Source organism: Streptomyces eurocidicus (assembly GCF_002891295.1).
Taxonomy (GTDB): Bacteria; Actinomycetota; Actinomycetes; order Streptomycetales; family Streptomycetaceae; genus Streptomyces; species Streptomyces eurocidicus.
Map to the genome: position 1 here is coordinate 54284 of NZ_LGUI01000009.1, position 23830 is coordinate 78113.

Below are 23830 nucleotides of genomic sequence, written 5' to 3' on the forward strand. Positions count from 1 at the left end.
TCACGCGGTGAGGAGAGTGCCGTGCCCCAGTCCTCAGGTGCGGAGAATTCCGGCGGCTCGCCGCCCCCGCCCGAATCGCTCTTCGGGCGCCCCGAGTTGGTGTGCGTGACCCGCCCCGGCGCCGGGGTGCGGATCACCGCCACCGGCGCGACCGCGGACGTCGCCGTGGGCGCCCTCGACACGGTCGCGGCCGAGCCCGACGTCCTCATCACGCCGCTCTTCGGCGTGGACCGGCGGGCGGCGCGCGCCTTGGGGGACGACGCCGCGGCCCGGCCCGACGGCACGATCGCGGCGGGCGGTCCGGCCGGCCCGGACGGCGACCTCCTCGACACGATGGCGCGCTTCCACCACGTGGCCGCGCCGGCCGACCGCCTGGAGGAACTGGCCGAGCGGCTGCGCTCGTCGGAGGCGGTCGAGGCCGCGTACGTCAAGCCCGGCGTGGACCTGGCGGTCCAGCGGGCCGCGAAGACGGTCCCCCAGCAGGCCGCGAAGACGGCGCGGAAGGCGGTGAAGAAGGCCGTCCGGAAGACGGCGGGCACGGCCGACGGACCTGCCGGGACCGCCTGGGCCGCCGGCTCCGAGGGGCGCGCGCCGCTCAACGACATGGTCCCGGACGCCGCCGACGCCCCGCCCGTCACCCCGGACTTCACCGCCCGCCAGGGCTACCTCGACGTCGCGCCGGGCGGGATCGACGCCCGCTACGCCTGGACGCTGCCGGGCGGCCGGGGCGCGGGCGTCCGGGTGATCGACTGCGAGTGGGGCTGGCGCTTCACCCACGAGGACCTGCTGCGGAACCAGGGCGGCATCGTCTCGGGCACCGGCAGCACGGACACGGCCTTCGTGAACCACGGCACCGCGGTGCTCGGGGAGATCGGCGGCGACGTCAACGCCTTCGGCGTCACCGGGATCGCGCCGGACGCGGTGACGAGCGCCTCGGCGTTCTCCCTCCCGACGGCGACCGCGATCCGCAACGCGGCCGACCGGCTGGGCCCGGGCGACATCGTCCTGCTGGAGATCCACCGGCCGGGCCCCCGGGCCACGGGCAGCGGCCAGCAGGGGTTCATCGCCGTCGAGTGGTGGCCGGACGACTATCTGGCCATCCGCTACGCGGTCGACCGGGGCATCACGGTCGTCGAGGCCGCGGGCAACGGCGCGGAGAACCTGGACGACCCCGTCTACGACACCCCGCAGGCGGGCTTCCCGGACTGGTGGCGTAACCCGTTCCGGCGCACCGCGCTGGACTCGGGCGCCGTGCTCGTCGGCGCGGGGGCACCGCCTCCGGGCACGCACGGGGCGGACCACGGCCCGGACCGGTCCCGGCTCGACTTCTCCAACTTCGGCGCGTGCGTGGACGCCCAGGGCTGGGGCCGCGAGGTGACCACCACCGGCTACGGGGACCTCCAGGGCGGCACGAGCGAGGACCTCTGGTACACCGACCGGTTCAGCGGCACGTCCAGCGCCTCCCCCATCGTCGTGGGGGCCCTGGCGGCCGCGCAGGGCGTGCTGCGGGCGAACGGCAGGATCCCGCTGTCGCCCGCGCGCTCCCGGGAGTTGCTCCGGGCCACGGGCTCGCCGCAGCAGGACGCCCCGGGCCGGCCCGCCACGCAGCGCATCGGCAACCGGCCGGACCTGCGGCAGCTGATCCCCACCGCCCTCCAGACGTCCACCTGGGTGGGCGTGCAGTTCCGCGGCACCCTGGCCGGCGGCCGTACCGGGCGCTGGTTCACCCACAGCTGGCCGGCCCACTGGCACGTGGTGTGGACGGTCGTGCCGACCAGCCCGCGCCCCGGCGCCCCGCAGGTCGGCTGGAAGGTACGGGTCGAGCGGGCGAGCGACGGCTTCGCGACGTACTGGATCGACGTGACCAACCTCGTGACCGACCCGGTCGACTTCGAGGCCCGGTTCGCGGTCCTCGGCTGGTGAGAGGAGACAGGCATGCGCGTAGGCACGCAGTTCACCGGAACCCTGGCACCGGGCCAGACCGGCCGCTGGTTCACCCACAGCTGGCCGCAGGAATGGCACGTCATCTGGTACTTCATGCCGACGAGCCCGCAGCCCGGGGCGCCGCAGCTCGAATGGGAGACCCAGGTCGAGCGCGCCTCGGGGACGCTGGTGACGTACTGGCTGACGGTACGGAACCTCAGCAACGCCCAGTTGCAGTTCGAAGGCCGCTTCGCGGTCCTCAACTAGGGAGCCGGACATGAAGGTCACGATCACGGTCGCGGACGACGAGGCGGCGGGGGCGCCCCCCGCCGTGGCCGCGGCGGAGGCGGCCGGGGACGCGGGGGCACCGGCCGGCGGCACCCCGGCGGACCCGGGGGCGGCGATCGACGGCGGGGGGCCGCCGGGCTGGCTGACGGAGGCGGTGGGGCTCGCGGAGGCGGGGTCCGGGGACGGGACGTCGGCGCGGGACGCGGGCGGACCGGTGGTGGGCTGCTGAGGGCGGTGGTCCCGTCCTCGTCCTTCCGTGGAAGGCGCTTCGGAGCGGGCCGGAACTCAGCCCGCCCGGCGATCTGACCCACGTCGTTCACCGGTACCCGTCCCCTTGCGGCGGGATCGGAGCCTGTCAGACGACTCGGTGATCCCAGCGCAGTGCGGGCTTCTCGCCGATCCAATAGGAGCGAGCGGCGGTAGCGATGCGCTGACCGCCGATCCAGTAGGTATGCGATCGGTCGGTGACATGGAGCCGTACGGTGCTGATGTCCGGTCGGCCCGCCTCGTCCCATGCCTCGACAGCCGCTTCAACGGCGTCCCAGAGGCGCACGGGCCCGCCTTGCCGGACCTTCCAGCCGCTGCCGTCCGGGGAGAGCGCCGCGAACGACTCGCGCTCGGTGTCGAACAGATAGACCGTTTCATCTCCGTCGCCCGTGACGGCGCGGAGGAGCTGGGTGCCGGGAGCCGCGAGCTGGGTGAGGAAGGCGGGCATCCAGTCGTCCAGTGCACCCGGGGTGATCGTGGCCTTGCGCTCACTGTCGGCATACGCCGCGCGGGCCGACAGGTCCCCGGAAAGGGGGACGGGCGCCTGGGCGCGGGCCGGCATGAAGGAGGACCTGCCGATGATCCGGCCCTCGGCGGTGCCGTCCGGGCTCACGGTCAGCCTGGCCAGCCCGGTGCCGTACGACCACGAGCCGACGGTGGCGAGGATCGACCCGCCGGGGCGGGTCTGACGGACCCAGGTGTAGGGGACCCGGCGGACGGCGCAGGTGGCGATGATCCGGTCGTACGGGGCCCGGCTCGGGTGACCCAGCAGGCCGTCGCCGGTGACCGTCCAGGTCGACTGGCCTGCGGCCTCCAACGCGGCGTCCGCCCGGGCGGCGACGCCGGGATCGACCTCGATGCTGGTGACAGCGTCCTCACCGAGCCGGTGGCACATCAACGCGGTCGAATATCCCGTTCCGGTGCCGATCTCCAGCGCCTTCTGCCCGTCCTCGACTTCCAGGGCCTCAAGCATGGCGACCACAGTGGCCGGAACGGTGGAGGAGGAGGTCGGGAAGCCCGCGACCGGGCCGTCGGCCTGGTCGGCCGTGAGATGGCCGTCGAGCTGGGTGACCAGCGACTGGTCGCTGTAGGCGATGCCCACCCACTGCTCGGGCTTCGTGGTGAGCGGGGTCACGGGCTGCCAGCGTCCGTCGTCGGTGGGCAGGAACACTCCGGGCCGGAGAAACAGCTCCCGGGGTACGGCCTCGACCGCTGCCCGCCATGCCGGGTGCGCCAACTCCCCTTGCTCTTGCAGGCGATCGGCGAGGGCGCGGCGGTCGGACGCCGAGTCGGGCAGGATCATGACTCTCCTTGTACGAGCAGATCGGCGAAGGCGCCGATGAGCGGCAGACCCGTCTCCTCCACCAGCCAACCCCACTGGCCATTCGGATTCAGCTCAAGCCAGTGGAAGTCCCCCGCCCGGTCGATGACGAGGTCGAAGCTGCCACCGCTGAGGCCGAAGTGCTCCAGATAGGCGACCAGCGCTGCTTCCAGTGCACCGGGCAGCCTCGCCACGCTGTAGCGCAGCGCGCTGTAGTCCTTCCGCCAGTCCAGCAGCCCGGATTCGATCCGTACCAGGAAGACCCGGGATCCCACGACCACGACGCGTACGTCCGCCACTTTGTCGACCCGCGCCTGGAACAGGTGTGGCACCGCCGTCACCGACTCGTCCAGCTCGTCGGCTGCCACCGGTTCAGTCCATGTTGTGAGGCCGACTGATCCTTTCCGATAGGGCGTCCAGCGAAGGGCCTTGTAGACGACGTCGCCGTGAGCGGTGATGAATGCCCTGGCATCGTCGAGCCGGTTGGAGATCAGTGTGGGCGGCACCCGAAAGCCCATGCGCTGGGCCACCGCCAGCTGGAGAGGCTTGTGCTCGGCCTCGAAGTTCCGCAACGGATGGTTGACGTATCGGCAGTGCGGCAGCGCGTACAGGACACCGCCGAGCCCATGGCGTACCTGCGCGACGGAGAAGCGGGCATCCGGCTCGGATAGGCGTTCGAAGGCGGGCCGGGTAGGGCGTCGCCAGTACACCGACCGAACGCCGACGAGGTCGATTGCCCCGGAGGGGGTGCGTACCTGTCCGGCCGGGGCGGCCGGACAGGTGCCGAATCGGGCCGAGATGGTGAGGTCCTCCCCGATGTCAGCGGGGTTGAACCTGACTACCGGTACTGCGCGTTGATTGAGCTCTGTGATCACCATGTCCGCGGTTTGATCGTCCGCCTCGGTGGCCACCAGCACGGGTCCTGAATCCATGACCGTCAGTCCTGAGTACTGTCCTGGTCGTGGTCAGTGTCGTTGCGGCTGTCCAGGTTGGTGCGCGGCGGTCGACAGGGCCCGGCGGACACGAAGAAGCCCCTCACCCTGCCGGGACGAGGGGCTGTCGGCGCTGATCGCTCACCGGGCCGGGTGATCGAGCAGGTTCGCCGTGAGGCTGCGTGTCAGTGCGCGCAGTGGCCTGGCGGATGTGGTGATGACGATGTCCGGTGCGTCGCTTTCGCGTACGAGGAAATGGTCGGCCGACCGTGCGAGTTCGATGCACTCGTTGCCGTCCGTCGAGAACGACGATTTCTGCCACCGCATGGTGTTCCTCCTCGCGCAGGCCGGACGGGCGCTTCTCCGGGAGCCGGGCTCCGCGCGCCAACAGTTCCCGGCGGTCCCTACGCGGCGTAGGGGTTGATGATGGTGTGCGGCCGCTGTGCGGTGGCCAGTACGTTCGACGGGAAGGCGGGTCCGGCGACGTAGTAACGGCCCTTGGTCTGGCCCACGGCGGTCAGCAGCTCGGCACGGGCCAAGGCTTGCATGTCCCGCGTGGCCTGCTGCGTGTTGAGCCCTTCGGCCTTCTCATAGCGCGAGCGCCGGACACGGCCCGTCATGGCCACCTCGTGCAGGGCGGTCACCTGCCGCTCGGTGATCCCGCCTGCCTCGGCGGCGTCCATCAGCTGCATCCAGCACTCGTTGGACCGGTCGACGCGGCGCTGCACCCGCTGGGCCTGCTGGTGGTAGGCGAGGAGGTTGAACTTGATCCACGGCAGGGTGTCGCGCTGGGGTGACCAGACGGGGCCGCCGACCTCGCGGAGCACCTTGTAGTACTCCCAGGTGTTACCTGGCATGCCCAGCCACTCCTCGATCGAGGAGAACTCGGGGGCCAGTACGCCACCGCGGGCGATGAGGAGGGTCTGCAGCGAGCGGGACATCCGACCGTTGCCGTCCGACCACGGATGGATCTTGACCAGGTTCAGGTGCGCCATCGCGGCACGGACGAGGACGTGGTGGTCGAGGTCGCCTTCGTTGAGCCAGTCGACGAACTCGCTCATCAGACCGGGGACCAGCTCCTGGTCCGGCCCCTCGTAATCGGTGGCGAGCTCGTCGCCCGGGGCGGTGATGCGGATGGAGGTCCTGCGCCACTGGCCGGCGGTCTTCAGCGGGTGATGGTGGCCCTGGAGCATCCAGTGCAGGCTGTTGAGGAGTTCCTTGTTGTACCGGAAGTCGGCGACATCGTGAAGGGACTGGATGTAGGTCATGGCCTGCTGGTAGGCCAGGGTTTCCGCCTTGTTCTCCTCGCTCGCCTCGACCTCGCGCTCGCCGTCCATCAGGTCGGCGACATCCTTGGCATCGACCCGGTAGCCCTCGATCGTGTTCGACGCCGCGATCGCGCTCGCCGTCAGCGCCTTGCGCAGATCGAGCGTCCACTTCATCGGGACCTGCTGCACCGCAAAGCGCAACTGGTCCCGCATCGCGTTCACCTGCTCCAGGACCTCAAGGTCGACCGGCTCCAGGCGCGGCGTCTCATACAGCATGCATCAATGATACCTACTGCGTATCATTGACTCAATCCTCGGCAGACGCGTCTGGTCAGCCGCGGTCGGCAGACGGCGGCTGGCTGATCCGCTCCTTCTCGACCTCGTGTGAAAGGAGGTCTGGTTCGAGCCGCGGGACCGTTGAGCGGCACGCGGCCGGGGAGGTGGAGGCCGCGTGGAGCCCGAACGGGGCGCCGGGTCGCGACGGCTGGCCCGGACCGGATGCCGGGCCGCGACGGCTCACCCGGCCGCGTCCCACCGGCCCCGTCAGCCCGTGAACCCCGGCACCACCAGACCCGACTCGTACGCGATCACCACCGCGTGCGTCCGGTTCTGCGCGCCGAGCTTCGTCAGTACGTTGCCCACGTGCGTCTTCACCGTCTCCAGGCTCACCGTGAGGGATTCCGCGATCTCCGGGTTGGACAGGCCGGTGGCCATCAGGCGCAGTACCTCCTCCTCCCGGCCCGTCAGTGCCGCCCTCGGCAGTGCCTCGGCGGAGGTCAGGGGGCGGGCGGAGACCATGCGGCGCAGGGCCGCCGGGAAGAGGATCGCCTCGCCCGCCGCCACCACCCGTACCGCCTCCGCGATCTGCCGGACGGGAAGCCGCTTGAGGACGAAACCGCTGGCACCCGCGCTGAGCGCGGCCGTGACGTAGTCGTCGTTCTCGAAGGTGGTGATGACCACGACCTTCGGCGGTTCGGCCGACTCGGCGAGCAGCCGGCGCGTGGCCTCGATCCCGTTGCGGCGGGGCATCCGCACATCCATCAGGACCACGTCCGGCCGCAGCAGCCGGGCCTGTTCGACGGCCTCGACGCCGTCGGCGGCCTCCCCGGTCACCGCGATCCCCGGCTGGGCCGCGAGCAGCGTCCGCAGGCCGCTGCGGGTCACCTCGTCGTCGTCCGCGATCAGCAGGGTGATGGGCGGGGCGGCGGCAGGAGCGGTCATGCCGGCAACGGTATCGGCAGCCGGACCGCCAGCCGCCAGTGGCCGGGCCCGGCCGGGCCGCACTCGATCTCGCCGTGCAGCAGCCGTACGCGCTCGGTCAGGCCGGACAGGCCGTGGCCGGACGTCGGGAAGGCGCGCGGGCCCGCACCCCGCCCCGTCCGGTTGACCACGCTCAGCTCCAGGACGTCCGGCGCGGCCGCCACCCGGACCCCGATCGGGCCGTCCGCCCCGTGCCGCAACGCGTTCGTCAGGCCCTCCTGCAGGATCCGGTACGCCGCCCGGGACAGCGTCCCCTGCACCCGCGTCAGGTCCCCCGAGAGCTCCGGCTCCACGACCGCGCCCGTGTGCCGTACCCGGTCGAGCAGTCCGGGCAGGTCGGCCAGGGTCCGGGTCGGCGCGGTGCCCGCCTTCTCCTCGCGCAGCACGCCCAGCACGTAGTCCAGGTCCTCCAGCGCCGCCCGGGTCGACTCCTCGATGCCGCGCATGGCGGCGCGGGCCGCCGCCGGGTCGGCGGAGAGCACCTCGCCCGCCACCGCCGCCTGGATCGTGGTAGCCGTCAGCGTGTGCCCGATGGAGTCGTGCAACTCATGGGCCAGGCGGTTGCGTTCGGCCAGCCGCAGCTCCCGCTCGGCCGCCAGCGCCAGCCGCTCGGCCGGCGACGGTCCCAGCAGCCCGGGCGCCGCCCACCGCAGGGTGCGCGTCACCACCGCGCACAGGGTCGTCGTCAGCAGCAGGCAGCAGAGCGCCGCCGCCCCGCCCGGCCACCCGGGCTCCGGCCGTACCGACCGGCCGAACAGGCTCAGCCCCGCCTCGGCGCCCAGCCAGCCGCCCGGCAGGGTCACCGCCGCGAGCAGCAGCACGAAGCCCGCCACCGCCCCCGCCCACCCGAGCGCCACGTGCAGCAGCAGCCAGAGGGCAGTCCGCCGGTGGCCGGTGCCGCTCGCCGCCGGATCCGGCAGCGGTACCCCCAGCAGCCGGCGGGCGCCCGCGACCAGCACCCGCCGCGTGCTGCGGGCCAGGCCGACCGCGCCGATCAGCACCGCCCAGACCAGCAGCGTCAGAACGACCTGCACCCCGTAGGGAGCGGACGGCCACGCCAGCGCCGGCAGCGCCGCGAAAGGCAGCAGCGGCAGGCTCGCCAGCGCGCCGCAAGAGGCGAACAGCATGCCCGCGTACGTGGAGCCGCGCAGCAGCGGCCGGATTCCTCTGATCATGATTCGGCCAGTATGGCCGGGTATCCCACCGGGGACCTCCCCCGATCGGGGGAGCGCCGTTTCCCTCCATGCCGCGATGCGCGTGACTGGCCCCCGGCGCCAGGATCGTGTCCCGAGCAGCTGACGGAAGACAGCCGACGAAGACAGCCGACGGAAGACGGCTGATGAACACCTGGGGAGACAGATGGCACCGGATCGCACCGCACCGGCCGAGGCCGTGCCCGCCTGGACGGCGTCCTACGGCACCCGGCCGCCGGTCGCCGGGAACGGCCCGGCCGTGGCCGCCCTGGCGCTGGGCGTCACCGGCCTGTGCACCTCGGTCCTCCTCGTCGGCGGCCTGCTCGGCGCCCTCGGCCTCGTCCTCGGCGTCGCCGCCCTGCCGAAGGCCCGGCGGACCGGCGCCGGCCGGGGCAAGGCGCTCACCGGCGTGGTGACCTCGCTCCTCGCGATCGCCCTGTCCGTCCTGTCCGCCTTCCTCCTGGCCTGGTACGCGCAGCACACGCAGGAGTGCTACCGGCCCGACAGCCTCCGGCAGTACGAGCAGTGCGTACGTCAGCAGCTCACCGGAAAGTGACCGCCGGTCGGCCCGGCCGGCAACGCCAGCAAGGAACGGCATCATCGTGCGCAACACACGAACAGCGATACTCGTGACCCTCGGCCTCGTGACCGCTCTCGCTCCGGCCCCGGCGCACGCGACGGCCTCCGCCGCCGGAGACCCCCTGCGGCCGTACACGCGGCAGAAGCCCCGGTGGCAGCCCTGCGACGACGCGCGGAGCCCCGCCGCCCTCCGGTGCGCGACCCTCAAGGTGCCGCTGGACTACACCGACCCCGGCGGCAGGAGCATCGACATCGCGATGTCCCGGCTGAAGGCGAGCGGCCCGAAGGAACGTCACGGCGTGCTGCTCCTCAACCCCGGCGGCCCCGGCGCGCCCGGCCTCGGCCTGCCCGCCGACCCGGTGCTGAACCTCCCCGAGGAGGTGCGGAGACGCTACGACCTCATCGGGTTCGACCCGAGGGGCGTCGGCCGGAGCTCCCCCGTCAGCTGTGGTCTGACCGCCGACGAACAGCGGAGCGACCGCCCGTACCGGGCCGAGACCTTCGCGAAGGACGTGGAGTGGGCGCGTACGGTGGCCCGCAAGTGCCGGGCCGGGGCGGGGGACACGCTGCGGCACCTCACCACCCGTAACACCGCCCGCGACATGGACGTCATCCGCGCCGTACTCGGCGAGGGGAAGATCTCCTATCTGGGGTACTCCTACGGCACCTACCTCGGCGCCGTCTACACACAGCTGTTCCCCCGGCGGGCCGACCGCTTCGTGCTCGACAGCGCCGCCGATCCCGCGCGGTACGGGCGGGGCATGTTCCAGGCGATGGCGGAGGGCACCGAGCCCGCCTTCACGCGGTGGAGCGAATGGACCGCCGCGCGGCACACGACGTACGGGCTGGGCCGCACCCCGGCCGAGGTCCGCGAGACCTTCCGGGAGCTGGTCGCCCGGGCCGGTCGCGAGCCCATCCGCTTCGACGGCGCGCTCCTCACCGGTGACGACCTCCGCGCCGACCGCGCCAGGTTCTTCCACGCCGAGAAGGCCGCCGCACGGGTCGCCGGTCTCAAGGCCGCGGCCGGGGGCGGGCGGCACGCCCCGGCCGGACGGACCCCGGACCCCGCTCCTCCGGCCCCCGCCCCGCCCGCGTCCGCCCATGGCGTGCCCCCGGACAACGCCGACGCGAGCGCCTGGGCCGTCCTGTGCGGCGACACCACCCGTACGTGGCCCCGCGATCCTGAGCGGTACCGCCGCGACGCGATCCGCGACAAGGCCCGGTACCCGCTGTACGGCGACTTCGCGTCCGGCATCAAGCCGTGCGCCTTCTGGCAGGAGGGCAGCGAGGCCCCGGCACGGGTGGACAACACGGCCGGAGCGCTGATCGTGCAGAACGAGTGGGACCCCCGGACGCCCCTGGCCGCCGGCCGGGGCATGCACCGGGCCCTGCGCGGCTCCCGGATGGTCACCGTGGCCGGCGGGGAGGGCCACGGCGTCCTCTTCGGCACCGACTCCTGCGCGGACGGGAGCGCCACGGCCTACCTGGCCACGGGCAGGCTCCCGGCGAAGGACCTGACCTGCGGGACGCGGGGCGGGCGGTAGGCGGGACCCCCGCGAGCTCCGGTGCCTGCGGGCTCAGGGACCTGTACGCCCGGACTTGTACGCCCAGACCTGTGCGCCCAGGCCCGTACACCCAGGCCCGTACGCCCATGAGTGCGGCCCGGCGTCGGGGGCGCGGCGGCGACGCCGCCCCCAACCGGGAAGGCGCCGGACGCGGCCCGTGCCGACGTCCCGCGCCTTCTCCGCGGGGGCCCCGGGGGGGCGACCCCCTACGCCTTCACCGGCTCCCGCGGCGGCTCCGCCGCCACCTCGTGCCCGTCCCCCGCCAGCGTCGTCTCGTCGAACGGCAGCCGGCCGCTCAGGACCTCCGCCACGCGCGGCTTGTCGATCTCCTTCGTCCAGGTGCCGACCAGGACCGTCGCCACCGCGTTGCCCGCGAAGTTGGTCAGGGCCCGGGCCTCGCTCATAAAGCGGTCGATGCCGACGATCAGACCGACGCCGTCGACCAGTTCGGGGCGGTGCGACTGGAGGCCGCCCGCGAGGGTCGCGAGGCCCGCGCCGGTGACGCCCGCCGCGCCCTTCGAAGCGATGATCATAAAGAGCAGGAGGGAGACCTGCTGGCTCAGCGAGAGCGGGTCGCCCATCGCCTCCGCGACGAAGAGCGAGGACATCGTCAGATAGATGGCCGTGCCGTCGAGGTTGAAGGAGTAGCCGGTCGGCACCGTGATGCCGACGACCGGGCGGCTCACGCCCAGGTGCTCCATCTTCGCGATCAGCCGCGGCAGCGCCGACTCCGACGACGAGGTGGAGAGGATCAGCAGGAACTCCCGGCCCAGGTACTTCAGCAGCGCGAAGACGTTCACGCCCGCCACCAGCCTCAGCAGGGTCCCCAGCACCACGATCACGAACAGCAGGCAGGTGAGGTAGAAGCCGATCATGATGACGGCGAGCGACTTCAGGGCGTCCACGCCCGTCGCGCCGACCACGGCCGCCATCGCGCCGAACGCGCCCACCGGCGCCGCCCACATGATCATGGACAGGATGCGGAAGACGAGCCGCTGGATGTGCCCCACGCCGCGCAGCACCGGCTCGCCCGCGGCCCCCATGGCCTGGAGCGCGAAGCCCGCCAGCAGGGCCACCAGCAGGGTCTGGAGGACCTCGCCGCCGGTGAACGCGGAGACCATCGTGGTGGGGATGATGCCGAGCACGAAGTCGGCCGTCGACTCGTGCGCGCCCTTGGCCTGGGCCTCGCCCGCGTGCCGCAGCGACTCGGTCAGGTGCAGACCGCTGCCGGGCTCCAGCAGATTGCCGACCACCAGGCCGATGGCCAGCGCGACCGTCGACATCACCATGAAGTAGCCGAGGGCCAGCCCGCCGACCGCGCCGACCTTGGCGGCCTTGCGGACGGAACCCACGCCCAGCACGATCGTGCAGAAGATGATCGGCGAGATCATCATCTTGATCAGGTTCACGAACCCGGTGCCCAGCGGCTTGAGCTCGACGGCGACCCCGGGTGCGGCGAAGCCGACCACGACGCCGGCCACCACCGCGGCGATCACCGCGAGGTAGAGGTAGTGCGTACGGTCCCGGCGGGCGCGTGGGCGCCCGTCCTCGTCCGGCGGTGACGGCGCTGTCACGGATGTCACGGAGGTCTCCTCGTCGACGCGGCTCCTGCACGGCCCCGCTCTCCCGACGAGAGGGGCTCCGGTGACTATGCACGGGTCTGTGACCGTGGTCACCCTTGCGTGCATTACGTTCACCACGGCACCCCGGTGCAGACTGTCCGCCATGCGCAGACCCCGCGTACCCCGCCCCCGCAGCCTGGCCGGCCAGCTCTTCGCGATGCAGACCGTGCTGGTCGCCGCCGTGGTGGCCGGCTGCGCGGCCTTCGCCTACGTCTCGGACCGGGGTCAGGCCGAGGACGCCGCCCGCCGCCAGGTCACCGCCGCCGCGGCCGCCGTCGCCGCCTCGCCGGCCGTCCGGGGGGCGGTCGACGGCGTCGACCCCGCGGCCACCCTCCAGCCGTACGCGGAGCGGGTCCGGCACGACACCGGCGTGGACTTTGTGACGATCATGAACCCGTCCGGCATCCGCTGGACCCACCCCGACCCGGCCCGCATCGGCGAGCCCTTCCTCGGCCACACCGGCCCCGCCCTGCGCGGCCGCACCTTCTCCGAGACCTACACCGGCACGCTCGGGCCCTCGGTCCGGGCCGTCGCGCCCGTCATGGCCGGGGACCGCGCCGTCGCGCTCGTCAGCGCCGGCATCACCGTCGACGCGATCAGCGCCGAGGTCCGGCGGCAGCTCATCGGCCTGCTCGGGGTGGCCCTGGGCGCGCTCGCCCTCGGCGGCGTGGGCACGTACCTCCTCAACGCCCGGCTGCGCCGCCATACGCACGGCATGAACGCCGCCGAGCTCAGCCGGATGCACGACTACCACCAGGCCACCCTGCACGCGGTACGCGAGGGGCTGCTGATGCTCGACGGGCGGCGGAGGATCGCGCTGATCAACGACGGCGGGCGGGAACTCCTCGGCCTGGATGAGGCGTCGGTCGGCCGGCCCGTCGCGGACCTCGGCCTGCCGCCCTCCCTCACCCGGGCGCTGCTGGCCACCGGGCCGAGGGTGGACGAGGTGCACCTGACCGCCGACCGGACCGTGGTCGTCAACACCTCCCCGGTCTCGGGCGGCGAGCACTGCGGCACCGTCGTCACCCTGCGCGACCACACCGAACTCCAGGCGCTCTCCGGGGAGCTGGACTCCGTGCGGGGCTTCGCGGAGGCGCTGCGCTCGCAGGCCCACGAGGCGGCCAACCGGCTGCACGCCGTCGTCTCCCTGATCGAGCTGGGCCGTGCCGACGAGGCCGTGGAGTTCGTGACCGCCGAGCTCGAACTGGCCCAGGCCCTCACCGACCAGGTCGTCGCCGCCGTCGCCGAACCCGTCCTCGCCGCCCTGCTCCTCGGCAAGGCCGCCCAGGCCAACGAGCACGGCGTCGAGCTCCTCCTCGCCCCCGACACCCACGTCGACGACGGGCTGCTGCCGCCCGGTCTCCCGGCCCGCGACCTGGTGACCATCCTCGGCAACCTGATCGACAACGGCGTCGACGCCGCCGCCGAGGAGGCCAACCGGGCACCGCGCACCGCCACCCGCCGCGCCCATGTCACGGTCACGGTCCGGGCCGACGACCCCGCAGGCGACGGGGGCGGCGGTCATCTGCTCCTGCGCGTCGCCGACAACGGCGCCGGCGTCGCCCCCGAGGCCGTGGACGAGGTCTTCCGGCGCGGCTGGTCCACCAAGTCGCCCGGCGCCGCCCCGCACGGCCGGGGGCTCGGCCTCGCGCTCGTACGGCAGGCCGCGCGGCGCAACGGCGGTACGGTCACCGTCGCCGAGGCGCCGGGCGGCGGCGCGGAGTTCACGGTCCGGCTGCCGCTGCGGACGCGGGCCGGGGCGCCCTCCACGGCCGGGGCGTCGTCATGACCGCGCCCCGGCCGCTCCCGCGCCCGATACGCGTGCTCGTCGTCGAGGACGACCCGCTCGCCGCCGCCGCGCACGCCCTGTACGTGCGGCGGGTGCCGGGGTTCACCGTGGCCGGGGTGGTGCACACCCGGGGCGACGCGGCGCAGTTCCTCCAGCGCGCCCCCGTCGACCTGCTGCTGCTCGACCTCTTCCTGCCGGACGGGCACGGCCTCCAGCTGCTGCGCTGCCTGCGCTCGGCCGGGCACGGCGCCGACGTCATCGCCGTGACCTCCGCGCGTGACCTGGCGGTCGTCCGCGAGGGCGTCTCGCTCGGCGTCGTCCAGTACGTACTGAAGCCCTTCACCTTCACCACGCTCCGCGAACGCCTCGCCCGTTACGCCGAGTTCCGCGCGGTCGCGGGCGAGGCCAGCGGCCAGGAGGAGGTGGACGCGGCCCTCTCCGCCCTGCGGGCGCCCCAGCCCGCCGCGCTCCCCAAGGGGCTGAGCCTCGACACCCTCCAGACGATCACGGCGGCGCTGCGCGAGGCGGGCCCCGACGGCATCTCCTCGGCCGCCGCGGCCGGTTGCCTCGGCATCTCGCGGATCACCGCCCGCCGCTATCTGGAGCACCTGGTCACCACCGGCCGGGCCACCCGGGCCCCGCGCTACGGCCAGGTCGGCCGGCCCGAGCTGCGCTACCGCTGGCTGAGCCGCTGACCTGCGGCGCCGGTGGCCGACGCGTGCGGTGCCGCCGGGCGGGGAACGTACGACCTCACAAAGGGCCGACGCTCGTAGGAGGTCGTAGCCGTGCGTTCCACCACCACTTCCCTGCTCCTCGCCGCCGCCACGCTCGCCGCGGCGGTCCCGCTCGCCGCCTGCGGAGGCGGCTCGGGCGGTGACCCGGACACCGTGAAGATCGCCTACCAGCGCAACACCGACAACAAGATCCAGATCATGGACGGCTATCTGGCCGGGATCAAGAAGGAGTTCGAGCGCGCGCACGAGGGCAAGAAGCTCAGACTGGTCCCCGTGCAGGCGTCGCAGACGGACTACTACGCCAAGGTGCAGCAGATGATGCGGTCGCCGAAGACCGCGCCGGACGTCGTCCGCGAGGACACCTTCCTCATCAACTCCGACATCAAGGCCGGATATCTGAGACCCCTGGACGACAAGCTGGCCGGCTGGCGCGACTGGGAGCGCTTCGCCCCCACGGCGAAGAGCTCGGCGCGGGGCGAGGACGGCAGGACGTACGGGGTGCCGGACGGCACGGACACCCGGGGCCTGTGGTTCAACAAGGAGCTGTTCGCCAAGGCCGGTCTGCCCGCCGACTGGCGGCCGCGGACCTGGCGGGACGTCCTGGCGGCCGCCCGCGCGGTCAAGGAGAAGGTCCCCGGCGTCACCCCGCTCAACGTCTACACCGGCAAGGGCCCCGGCGAGGCCGCCACCATGCAGGGCTTCGAGATGCTGCTGTACGGCACGGGGAAGGACCCGCTGTACGACCCGGCGGCGAAGAAGTGGGTGGCGGGCGGCAAGGGGTTCCGGGACGCGCTGGAGTTCGTCCGCACCGTCTACGCCGAGAAGCTCGGCCCGGACCCCTCCGACGCGCTCGACCCGCACGTCGACGCCCGGGTCGCCACCGACTGGCTGCCGTCGGGCAGGCTCGCCATCGCCCTGGACGGCAACTGGCTCGGCAAGAACTGGCTGCCGTCCGGCGGCAAGCCGTGGCCGGAGTGGACGAAGGTGATGGGTCAGGCGCCCTTCCCCACCCAGGACGGCGCGGCCCCGGGCGCGGTCAGCCTCTCCGGCGGCTGGACGTGGTCGATCAGCGCCAAGTCCCGTAAGGCGGACCTGGCCTGGCAGGTGATCGAGACGCTCCAGACGAAGGAGAACGCGACGGAGTGGGCCGTGCGGGACGCGCAGATCGCCGTCCGGGACGACGTGGCGACGGCGCCGAGGTACCTGTCGTCGATGCCGGGCATCGGGTTCTTCACGGGCCTGGTGAAATACACCCACTACCGGCCCGCGCTGCCCGTCTACCCGAGGGTGTCGAGCGCGATCCAGGAAGCGATGGAGTCGGTGACGACGGGCGACGCGTCGGTGCCGCGGGCCGCCGGGCGCTACGACGACACGCTGCGGTCGATCGTGGGCGGCGACGGCGTGACCGTAAGGGAGCGGTGAGATGGCCGGCGCCCGGGCGCCCGCCCCGCCCGGCGGCACCGGCCGCCGGGCGGCGCGCGGGGCGGCCCGCTGGCTGCCGGTCGTCCCGGCGACGGTCCTGCTGCTCGTCTTCCTCGCCGGCCCCATCGCGTACTGCGTCCACCTCGCCTTCACCGACACCCAGCTGACCGGGCAGGAGTCCGCGTCCTTCGTCGGCCTGGCCAACTTCCGCCGGGCCTTCGCCGACGAGCGCTTCCGCCACGCGGTGCTGCTGACCCTGCTCTTCACGGTCCTGTCGTCGATCGTCGGCCAGAACACGCTGGGCTTCGCCCTGGCCGCCCTGATGCGGCGGGCCTCCCGGCCCGTACGGGCGGTGACGGGGGCGGTCGTGATCGCGGCGTGGGTGGTGCCGGAGATCGTGGCGGGCTTCCTGCTCTACACCTTCTTCAACCGGCGGGGCACCCTGAACGCCGTCCTGGAGCAGCTCCACCTGCCCACCCAGAACTGGCTGTTCACCCTGCCCATCCTGGCCGTCTCCTTCGCCAACGTCTGGCGGGGCACGGCCTTCTCCATGCTCGTCTACTCCGCCGCGCTCTCCGGGATCCCGCGCGAGGTGACCGAGGCGGCGGAGGTCGACGGCGCGAGCGGGCCGCGCCGCTTCTGGCACATCACCCTGCCGATGATCCGCCGCTCGATCGCCACCAACCTGATGCTCAACACCCTTCAGACGCTGTCGGTCTTCGGGCTCATCTGGGCCATGACGCGCGGCGGCCCCGGCAACCGCAGCGAGACGCTGCCGGTGTTCATGTACGACCAGGCGTTCCTGAAGTCGCTGATCGGGTACGGCACGGCGGTGGCGCTGCTCCTGCTGCTGGTGGGCGCCGTGTTCTCGGTGGTCTATCTGCGGCTGATGCGGGAGGAGGTCTGAGCACCCGGGCGGGCCCGGGGCCTCCTCCCGCAGGCCGCGAGCGGGCCGGCCGGGCTTCTTCACCCGGGCGCCGACGACGGCCTCCGGCCGCCGGGCCCGGCCGGCCGCCGCGCCCCTAGGCCAGCCCCGCCACCAGCTCCGTCGCCTCCTGGGCCGGCACCCCCGCCGCGGTGAGGGCCGTCACCGCGGCCGAGCGGCCGGCCGTCGCGGGGTCCAGGACGCCTTCGTTGACCGCCTGGATCAGGCCGAAGAGGACCTGCTCGCGGACGTAGGCCAGGGCGATCGCCGGCAGCGGGGAGACGAAGCGGCCCTCGTCCAGGCCCCGCTGGAGCATCGCCGCGCACTCGCGGCGCACCGGTTCCAGGCGGCGGTGGATGCCCTCGACCGTGACGCTGCGCTGGGCCAGGGCGATCAGCAGGCGGTAGCCGTCGGCGATGTCCCAGGCGGCGAGCATGGAGCGGGCCAGGGCCTTGGCGGGGTCGTCGACCTCGCGCAGGGCCTCGGCCTGCGCGACCTCCACCGCGCTCGCGGCGTCGTCGACGAGGGCGCTCATCAGCGCCTCGCGGCTGGGGAAGTGGCCGTAGACCGTGCGCCGGACCACGCCGGCGGCGCGGGCGATCTGGTCCATGCTCGCGTCCGGGTCGCGCAGCAGCTCGGCGAGCGCGACATCCATGATGCGGCGCCGGTTGGCGTCCGCTCTGCCGGCCATGGGGTCTCTTCTCGGTCGGACGATCGGGGAGATGGTGCTGCGGACGCGGCTTCTGGCCGACATCGTGCCCCTCATTTTGCACGTGGCCGTGCAGTCCCGTAACTTGCACACTGCTGTGTAATTGCACAGCGATGTGCAAATGAAGGGAAGGGGTGCCCGATGGGCCTCGCGATGTCGACCCCGGTCGACGAGATGGACGGTCCGTACAAGAGGCGCTGGCTGGCGCTGGTGGTCCTCTGCCTCAGCCTGCTGATCATCGTCATGGCGAACACGTCCCTGACGGTGGCGGCCCCGGACATGGTCAAGGACCTCGGCCTCGGCAGCTCGGACCTCCAGTGGGTCATCGACGGCTACACCGTTCCGTACGCCGCGCTGATGCTGATCCTCGGCGCCGTCGGCGACAAGTACAGCCGCCGGGGCGCGCTGGTCCTCGGCCTCTTCGTGTTCGGCGCGGCCTCCGTCGCCGGTTCGCTCGTCGACAGCTCGACCGGCGTCATCGCCGCCCGCGCCGTCATGGGCGTCGGCGCGGCCATGATCATGCCGGCCACCCTGTCGCTGCTCGCCGCGACCTTCCCGCGCGAGGAGCGCGCGAAGGCCATCACCATCTGGACCGCCACGGCCGGCCTCGCCATCGCCGTCGGCCCGCTGGTGGCCGGTGCGCTGCTGGAGGACCACGGCTGGGCCTCCACCTTCCTGATCAACGTGCCGATCGCCGTCCTCGGCATCGTCGGCGCCCTGCTGCTCGTCCCGCCGTCCAAGGCGTCCGGCGTCGACAAGATCGACTACATCGGCGGCGCGCTGTCCGTCGTCTGGGTCGGCTCCCTCATCTTCATGATCATCGAGGGCCCGCACTTCGGCTGGGGCGCCAAGGCGATCACCGCGGCCGTGCTGGCCGGCGTCGGCCTCGTCCTCTTCGTCCTCTGGGAGCTGCGCCACCCGCAGCCCGTCCTGGACGTCCGCCGCTTCGCCAAGCGCGCCTTCGCGGGCTCCACGCTGGCCGTCGCGCTGTTCTTCCTCGCCGTCTTCGGCGCCTTCTACTACCTCACCCAGCACCTCCAGTTCGTGCTCGGCTACTCGCCGCTCGACACCGGTGTGCGGATGCTGCCGCTGGCCGGCGCCGTGTTCGTCGGTGGCGCGCTGACCGCGTTCCTCACCCCGAAGTTCGGCATGAAGGTCACGGTCGCGCTGGGCATGACCGTCGGCACCGTCGCCATCGCGCTGCTCACCCGCGTCGACGCGAACTCCACGTACGACGACTTCCTCGTGCCGCTGATGATCCTGGGCCTGGCCATCGGCCTGTCCCTGTCGCCCTGCACCAACGCCATCATGGGCTCCTTCCCGGAGACCCAGCTCGGCGTCGGCGGCGCGGTCAACAGCACCTCGATCGAGCTCGGCGGCTCCCTGGGCATCGCCATCCTCGGCACCGTGCTCGCCAAGACCTACTCCTCCAACCTCGCCGACGCGGCCGCCGAGGTCGCCGCGGGCGGCGGCCCGAAGCTGCCGGAGAAGGCGCTCGGCGCCGCGCAGGACTCCGTCGGCGCCGGCCTGTACGTCGCCGAGGAGGTCGGCAAGCAGGTCGCGGCCGGCGCCGCGCCCAAGATCGGTGCCGAGAAGGCCGCGCAGCTGGGCGCCCAGCAGGCCCAGACCGTCGTCGAGGCCGTGCACAAGGCGTTCGCCGACTCCGTCGCCCACACCAGCGTGATCGGCGCCGTCGTCCTCGGCATCGGCACGGTCGTGGTGACGCTCCTCCTGCCGCGCCGCGGCGCGCAGGCGGCGGCCGGCGGCCCGGCCGTCGCCGCGAAGGGCGAGGCGAAGCAGGCCGCCACGGAGGAGAAGGCCGGCTCCCGCGCCTGAACCGTCCGATGGTGACCGTGCCCCGCACCCCTTCCGAGGAGTGCGGGGCACGGTCGTACGCTCAGGGGGCCGGGGGCGCGGTCGTACGGGCGCGGTCCGCGAGCAGCTCGCTGGTCGCCCTGGAGGGCCCCACCCCCAGCTCGCGCCGGAGGATCTCCACACACGTCCCGTACGCGCGCACGGCCTCGCCGACGTTGCCCTCCGCGAGATGGGCGCGCACCAGCGCGCGGTGGGCGCTCTCCCGCAGGACGTCGGCACGCACCACCCGCAGCGCGAACTCGATGGCGAGCCCGAACCGGCCCGCCTCGCAGAGGCTCTCGACCATCCGCTCCATGACGTGCAGCCGCATCTGGCGCAGCCGCTCGCGGTCGTCGGTCAGCCACTCGTCCGTCCAGTCCGGCAGCAGGTCCGCGCCCGCGCCCTCCGAGGACCAGACCGTGGCCGGGTCGGCCTCCCCGCCCCGGAACACCCGCAGCGCGTGGTCGACGAGCACGGACACGTCCACGTCCGCGCGCGCGTCCAGGGCGACCTGGGCGCCCGCGCCGACGACCAGCCCCGGTGCCGCCTGGTTGACCCGCCAGATCGCGGTGCGCAGCCGCGCCAGGGCCCGGTGCTGCTCGGTCTCCGGCCACAGGGTGCCCGCGAGGCGGCTGCGGCCGAGCCGGCCGCGCAGGGCGAGCACGGCGACGAGACGCTGGGCACCGGCGGGGAGCACCACGTCGTGGCCGTCGAGGGCGAGCCGGAAGCCGCCGAGGAGGCGGAGGGCGAGGTGCGGGCGGTCCGGCGGGGCGGGCCGCGCGGGCCGCGCGGGCGGCGCTCCCCGCTGCGCCGGGATGTCTGCCGTGTCACTTCTGATGCCGGACATGATCCCCCCCAACCGGGCACGTCGCGCGGGTGCCGCGTACCCTTCCTGAGGATGCCCGGTTTGTCGAGGGATGCCAAGGGATAGGCGGGGACGCCCGGTTCGGGGCGGGGGCTTCCCCGGACAGCCCTTCCGCTCGGGCGCGGCCCGGACTTCATGGGCGGAAGCACCCCGCTCACCTCAACGGTCCCGCAGTTCGAACCAGACCTCCTTGCCCACGAGGTCGAGCCCGTCCCAGACCCAGCTGACACCGGACGCGTGGGAGAGCCCGCGCACGAGCATCAGCCCCCGCCCGCCCTCCTCGTCCACCGCGGGCCGCCGCGACCAGGGCAGCCGTCCGGGATCCCGGTCCCGTACGCCGACCACGGCCCGCCCTTCCCGGAACACGCTCACCTCCACCCCGAGGTCCGGTACGCGCGCGTGCCCGACGACGTTCGCCACGAGGTCGGACACACAGACGCAGGCGTCGTCGACGAGGCCGGGGTGACCGGTCGCGTGCAACGCGAGGGTGACGAACCGCCGGGCGAGACAAGCGGTCGCGGGGTCGGCGGGGGCCGTGAGGTGGTAGGTGCGGGTGTCTTCCGGAACCGGAGCATCGAGAGTAGCGAGGGCGAGGGGCGCGAGATCGGTCATGACGTCGTCTCCCTGAAGGTGTGGGGCCACGCGCGACTTTCAGACCTGGAACTTCGAGCACCAGGCCATCAACTGGCCAGCAGCGGACGGCACTTGATACCGCCGCAGCGACGCACGAACGACGATAGGGCATGAAGGAGCTACATAGCTACGAATCTCGTATCTACATAGCTCCGCATGGACCGATGTCACCCGTACGGGCAGACTTGCCGCCATGCCACCGAGGACAGCGACAACCGCCCGCCAGCGCCGCATCGGCGCCGAACTGCGCAAGATGAGAGAGGCGACCGGCCTTACCGCGCGTGCGGCAGCGGCGCTTCTGGACATCGACCACACGAAGATCAGCCACCTGGAGACGGCGCGGTCGGGCGTGGGCCCGGACCGGATTCGCACTCTCGCTCGCGGCTACGGCTGTACGGACCGGAGATACGTGGACGCGCTGGTCCAGATGGCCGCCGACAGAGGCAGGGGCTGGTGGGAGGAGTACCGGGGCGTACTTCCGGATGGTTTCCTGGACCTCACGGAACTGGAGCACAAATCAACCGGCCTGCACACTTATCAGATCAGCCATGTTCCGGGCCTCACCCAGACCGTGGACTACGCACGGGCGGTATTCGAGTCCGGTGTCGCCCAGCAGCTGACCAAGGCGGACCGCGAGGCCAGGGTCGCCCACCGGATCAGGCGCTCAGGGATCTTGGACGGCGAGAACGCACCGGAATTCACCGCGCTGATCCACGAAGCGGCCTTGCGTATGCGCTTCGGCGGGCGCGACGTGACCCGCGCGCAGCTCGCGCACTTGCTGGAGGTGTCCGAGCGCCCGAACTGCACCGTCCGCGTCCTGCCCTTCGAGGCCGACGGCTTCGCGGGATCCGGCCAGGCCGTCCTCTACGCAGCCGGCCCGGTACCCGCACTCGACACGGTCCACCTCGACTCGGCCCACGGGCCCGTGTTCCTGGACGCGGCACCCCAACTCCGCGCCTATCAGCAGATTCTGTCGGCCATGCAGGAGCGTACGCTGACCGTCAAGAAGTCGCGGGACCTCATCCGCCATATCGCACGCGAATTGTGAGGAATCCGGAATGCGGACGAATTTTTGGCAGAAGTCATCGTTCTGCGCGGGGGGCGGCAACAACTGCCTGGAACTCAGCGCGCGGCAGGGAGTCGTCGAGATACGGGAAAGTGAGCACGCCGCCCTGACCGTGTCGACCGGCCGCATCGGCGCGGCCCTCCTCGTCAGAGAGATAAAGGCCGGAAGGCTCGACCGCATCACCTGACCCTGGCGGCGCCCGACACGGAGGGGGTGCAAGCCGCCTCATCCACCAACTGCGGAGGGACAGACATGCGGTGGCAGAAATCGTCGTTCTCGACGGACGGCAACGAGTGCGCGCACTGACACGCAGTCTCAAGGCGAACCCGCTCGATCACCCGGCATAAAGCACCTTCCCCATAGGCGAGTTCCCGCCCGTCACATGCGCCCGGATCGACGCCAGGTAGTCGTCCCGGGCCACTCGGCCGTCCCCGTCCGTGTCCAGCGCCTCGAAGGCCGTTCCGATGTTGCGCGGCGGGTTCCCCAGGGCCGTACGGAGCATCGTGAACTCCGGGAGGGTCAGGGCGCCGTCCTCGTCGGTGTCGGCCAGGTCGAAGAGCGCGCCCAGTACCGGCTCGCAGACCGTGTCGAACGCCTCGGCGCCCGCCCATGCGTCGTACTCCTCGAAGGTCACCCCTCCGTCGCCGTTCGCGTCCATCGACTTCCAGGCCCCCTCACCGGCCGCGCGGGCGGCGACGACCTTCGGGTCGTCCGCGGTGCGGCCTGAGGCCAGTGCCACCCGCTCGGCCCGTGCCGCGTACTCGGCCCGCGAGACGATCCCGTCCCCGTCCGTGTCCAGCATCGCGAAGACGAGTCGCTTCGCTTCGGTTCCGCTCATGGGGTCGCCTTCCATCGGATTCAGTGGACCGTGGGGGATCTGTCCCCGATCCGCCGTTCCTACCCCGCCGTGGCGGCGCGCACCGTGGTGGCTTGAGGCATGGGCCGTACACCCCGCGCGCGGTCGGGGGCGCGCGCCGTGGGACTGCTGCGAAGGCCGGGGTGGTGGGAGGTGTCCCGGGGGTAGCCACGGGCGGTAGCGGACCCGGAATCCCTGGAGGATGCATGACCGGCAGGCGTGGTACGGCGGTGGCGTTGAGTTCCCTGGTTCTGGTGGGATCGTCGTGGCTGGGAGCCCCGGCCGGTCTGGCCGACTCGGGCCGGCACGACGAGCACAGAGAGCCGGTCCTCTGCGTGGGCGACAGCGACAGCGAGTACGACCCACCGCTCACCCTCGTGCCGCGCGAGACCCGCGTCCATACGGAGGCCCGGTACACGTGCGGCGTCGCCCCGGGCCGGACCGTACCGGCCACCGGTTCCCTGGACGGCGTGTCGCCGACCGCGTCCTGCGACGGTCTGTCCAACCCCCGCATCACGGAAACCGTCGCCTACGCCGACGGCAAGCAGTCGTCGATCGTCTACACCAGCGGCACCACCACCCGTCTCGCGGGCGCGGTCACCGTCAGGCTGTCGGGCCAGGTCACCAAGGGGCGCGGCGAAGGGCAGCCCACCCACCGGACCGTGGTCCTGGCACTGCCCACCGAGTTGCCCACGGAGTGCCTCCTCTCCGGCCTCCGGGGGAACAGCGGCCGGGCGCAGTTGGAGATCCTGCTGTGAC

Annotated in this window: 24 protein-coding genes; 13 read left to right on the forward strand and 11 right to left on the reverse strand. The window is 72.7% G+C overall.

Features of this window, described 5'->3' with window-relative positions:
• The first annotated feature begins 21 nt into the window (after window positions 1-21).
• From AF335_RS24215 to AF335_RS34825, 3 genes are read left to right on the forward strand one after another with little or no spacing between them, the layout of a single operon-like run.
• Window positions 22-1923, forward strand: a complete 1902-nt coding sequence (locus AF335_RS24215) for a S8 family peptidase (protein WP_244927137.1) — start codon at window positions 22-24, stop codon at window positions 1921-1923.
• Between the two features lie 12 nt (window positions 1924-1935).
• A complete protein-coding gene (locus AF335_RS24220) occupies window positions 1936-2190 on the forward strand; it encodes a hypothetical protein (protein WP_102920556.1) in 255 nt (84 codons plus the stop codon).
• Window positions 2191-2200: 10 nt separating this feature from the next.
• Entirely contained in the window at window positions 2201-2440 is a 240-nt protein-coding gene (locus tag AF335_RS34825; RefSeq protein ID WP_170127798.1) for a hypothetical protein, read from the forward strand.
• 126 nt (window positions 2441-2566) lie between these two features.
• Here the strand turns inward: AF335_RS34825 and tgmC are convergent, their stop codons facing one another.
• The 6 genes from tgmC to AF335_RS24255 form a co-directional block, all read right to left on the reverse strand.
• Window positions 2567-3781 carry an ATP-grasp peptide maturase system methyltransferase gene (gene tgmC, locus AF335_RS24230; protein ID WP_184742849.1) on the reverse strand — a complete coding sequence of 405 codons (1215 nt, stop codon included), beginning with the start codon at window positions 3779-3781 and terminating at the stop codon, window positions 2567-2569.
• The gene (gene tgmB / locus AF335_RS24235) at window positions 3778-4731 is read right to left on the reverse strand and encodes an ATP-grasp ribosomal peptide maturase (protein WP_102920558.1); all 954 of its coding nucleotides are present in this window, start codon (window positions 4729-4731) and stop codon (window positions 3778-3780) included. Before tgmB ends, tgmC begins: the two co-directional genes overlap by 4 nt.
• A gap of 141 nt (window positions 4732-4872) precedes the next feature.
• A complete protein-coding gene (locus AF335_RS24240) occupies window positions 4873-5058 on the reverse strand; it encodes a DUF397 domain-containing protein (RefSeq protein ID WP_102920559.1) in 186 nt (61 codons plus the stop codon).
• A gap of 77 nt (window positions 5059-5135) precedes the next feature.
• On the reverse strand, window positions 5136-6275 hold the full coding sequence (locus tag AF335_RS24245) for a Fic family protein (protein ID WP_102920560.1): 1140 nt from the start codon (window positions 6273-6275) through the stop codon (window positions 5136-5138).
• Window positions 6276-6542: 267 nt separating this feature from the next.
• Window positions 6543-7220, reverse strand: a complete 678-nt coding sequence (locus AF335_RS24250) for a response regulator transcription factor (protein ID WP_102920561.1) — start codon at window positions 7218-7220, stop codon at window positions 6543-6545.
• Window positions 7217-8434 carry a sensor histidine kinase gene (locus AF335_RS24255; RefSeq protein WP_102920562.1) on the reverse strand — a complete coding sequence of 406 codons (1218 nt, stop codon included), beginning with the start codon at window positions 8432-8434 and terminating at the stop codon, window positions 7217-7219. The genes AF335_RS24250 and AF335_RS24255 overlap by 4 nt, the downstream gene beginning before the upstream one ends.
• Window positions 8435-8618: 184 nt before the next feature.
• On the opposite strand from AF335_RS24255, the gene AF335_RS24260 reads away from it, so the two are divergent.
• Both AF335_RS24260 and AF335_RS24265 read left to right on the forward strand, forming a co-directional pair.
• Window positions 8619-9008: a DUF4190 domain-containing protein gene (locus tag AF335_RS24260; RefSeq protein WP_228773116.1), complete on the forward strand. Its 390-nt coding sequence runs from the start codon at window positions 8619-8621 to the stop codon at window positions 9006-9008.
• 46 nt (window positions 9009-9054) lie between these two features.
• Window positions 9055-10575, forward strand: coding sequence for an alpha/beta hydrolase (locus AF335_RS24265; protein ID WP_102920563.1), 1521 nt, complete (start codon window positions 9055-9057; stop codon window positions 10573-10575).
• A gap of 227 nt (window positions 10576-10802) precedes the next feature.
• Here AF335_RS24265 and AF335_RS24270 read toward each other — a convergent pair whose 3' ends face one another.
• Window positions 10803-12170: a cation:dicarboxylate symporter family transporter gene (locus tag AF335_RS24270; protein ID WP_376697771.1), complete on the reverse strand. Its 1368-nt coding sequence runs from the start codon at window positions 12168-12170 to the stop codon at window positions 10803-10805.
• Between the two features lie 151 nt (window positions 12171-12321).
• Between AF335_RS24270 and AF335_RS24275 the strand changes: the two genes are divergently transcribed.
• The 4 genes from AF335_RS24275 to AF335_RS24290 all read left to right on the forward strand — a co-directional run bounded on the left by AF335_RS24275 (window position 12322) and on the right by AF335_RS24290 (window position 17070).
• On the forward strand, window positions 12322-14007 hold the full coding sequence (locus AF335_RS24275; RefSeq protein WP_102920565.1) for a sensor histidine kinase: 1686 nt from the start codon (window positions 12322-12324) through the stop codon (window positions 14005-14007).
• Window positions 14004-14702, forward strand: a complete 699-nt coding sequence (locus AF335_RS24280) for a response regulator (RefSeq protein WP_102920566.1) — start codon at window positions 14004-14006, stop codon at window positions 14700-14702. The genes AF335_RS24275 and AF335_RS24280 overlap by 4 nt, the downstream gene beginning before the upstream one ends.
• Before the next feature lie 90 nt (window positions 14703-14792).
• Window positions 14793-16163, forward strand: coding sequence for an extracellular solute-binding protein (locus tag AF335_RS24285; RefSeq protein ID WP_244927139.1), 1371 nt, complete (start codon window positions 14793-14795; stop codon window positions 16161-16163).
• A gap of 1 nt (window position 16164) precedes the next feature.
• Complete coding sequence (locus AF335_RS24290) at window positions 16165-17070, forward strand: carbohydrate ABC transporter permease (protein ID WP_102920567.1); 906 nt, start codon at window positions 16165-16167, stop codon at window positions 17068-17070.
• A 115-nt stretch (window positions 17071-17185) separates the two neighbouring features.
• Here AF335_RS24290 and AF335_RS24295 read toward each other — a convergent pair whose 3' ends face one another.
• Window positions 17186-17779: a TetR/AcrR family transcriptional regulator gene (locus AF335_RS24295; RefSeq protein WP_102920568.1), complete on the reverse strand. Its 594-nt coding sequence runs from the start codon at window positions 17777-17779 to the stop codon at window positions 17186-17188.
• 159 nt (window positions 17780-17938) lie between these two features.
• Here AF335_RS24295 and AF335_RS24300 point away from each other — a divergent pair, with 159 nt between their 5' ends.
• A complete protein-coding gene (locus AF335_RS24300) occupies window positions 17939-19633 on the forward strand; it encodes an MFS transporter (RefSeq protein WP_102920569.1) in 1695 nt (564 codons plus the stop codon).
• Window positions 19634-19694: 61 nt separating this feature from the next.
• On the opposite strand, the gene AF335_RS24305 is transcribed toward AF335_RS24300, so the two are convergent.
• Window positions 19695-20498, reverse strand: a complete 804-nt coding sequence (locus AF335_RS24305) for an AfsR/SARP family transcriptional regulator (RefSeq protein WP_170127799.1) — start codon at window positions 20496-20498, stop codon at window positions 19695-19697.
• Between the two features lie 177 nt (window positions 20499-20675).
• A complete protein-coding gene (locus AF335_RS24315) occupies window positions 20676-21128 on the reverse strand; it encodes an ATP-binding protein (protein WP_102920570.1) in 453 nt (150 codons plus the stop codon).
• A 214-nt stretch (window positions 21129-21342) separates the two neighbouring features.
• Here AF335_RS24315 and AF335_RS24320 point away from each other — a divergent pair, with 214 nt between their 5' ends.
• Window positions 21343-22197 (forward strand): DUF5753 domain-containing protein, encoded by an 855-nt coding sequence (locus AF335_RS24320; RefSeq protein WP_102920571.1) that lies wholly within the window; start codon window positions 21343-21345, stop codon window positions 22195-22197.
• 10 nt (window positions 22198-22207) lie between these two features.
• A complete protein-coding gene (locus tag AF335_RS24325; RefSeq protein WP_102920572.1) occupies window positions 22208-22402 on the forward strand; it encodes a DUF397 domain-containing protein in 195 nt (64 codons plus the stop codon).
• A gap of 147 nt (window positions 22403-22549) precedes the next feature.
• On the opposite strand, the gene AF335_RS24330 is transcribed toward AF335_RS24325, so the two are convergent.
• A complete protein-coding gene (locus tag AF335_RS24330; protein ID WP_228773115.1) occupies window positions 22550-23053 on the reverse strand; it encodes an EF-hand domain-containing protein in 504 nt (167 codons plus the stop codon).
• A 224-nt stretch (window positions 23054-23277) separates the two neighbouring features.
• Between AF335_RS24330 and AF335_RS24335 the strand changes: the two genes are divergently transcribed.
• Window positions 23278-23829 carry a hypothetical protein gene (locus tag AF335_RS24335; protein WP_146045615.1) on the forward strand — a complete coding sequence of 184 codons (552 nt, stop codon included), beginning with the start codon at window positions 23278-23280 and terminating at the stop codon, window positions 23827-23829.
• Window position 23830: the final 1 nt, after the last annotated feature.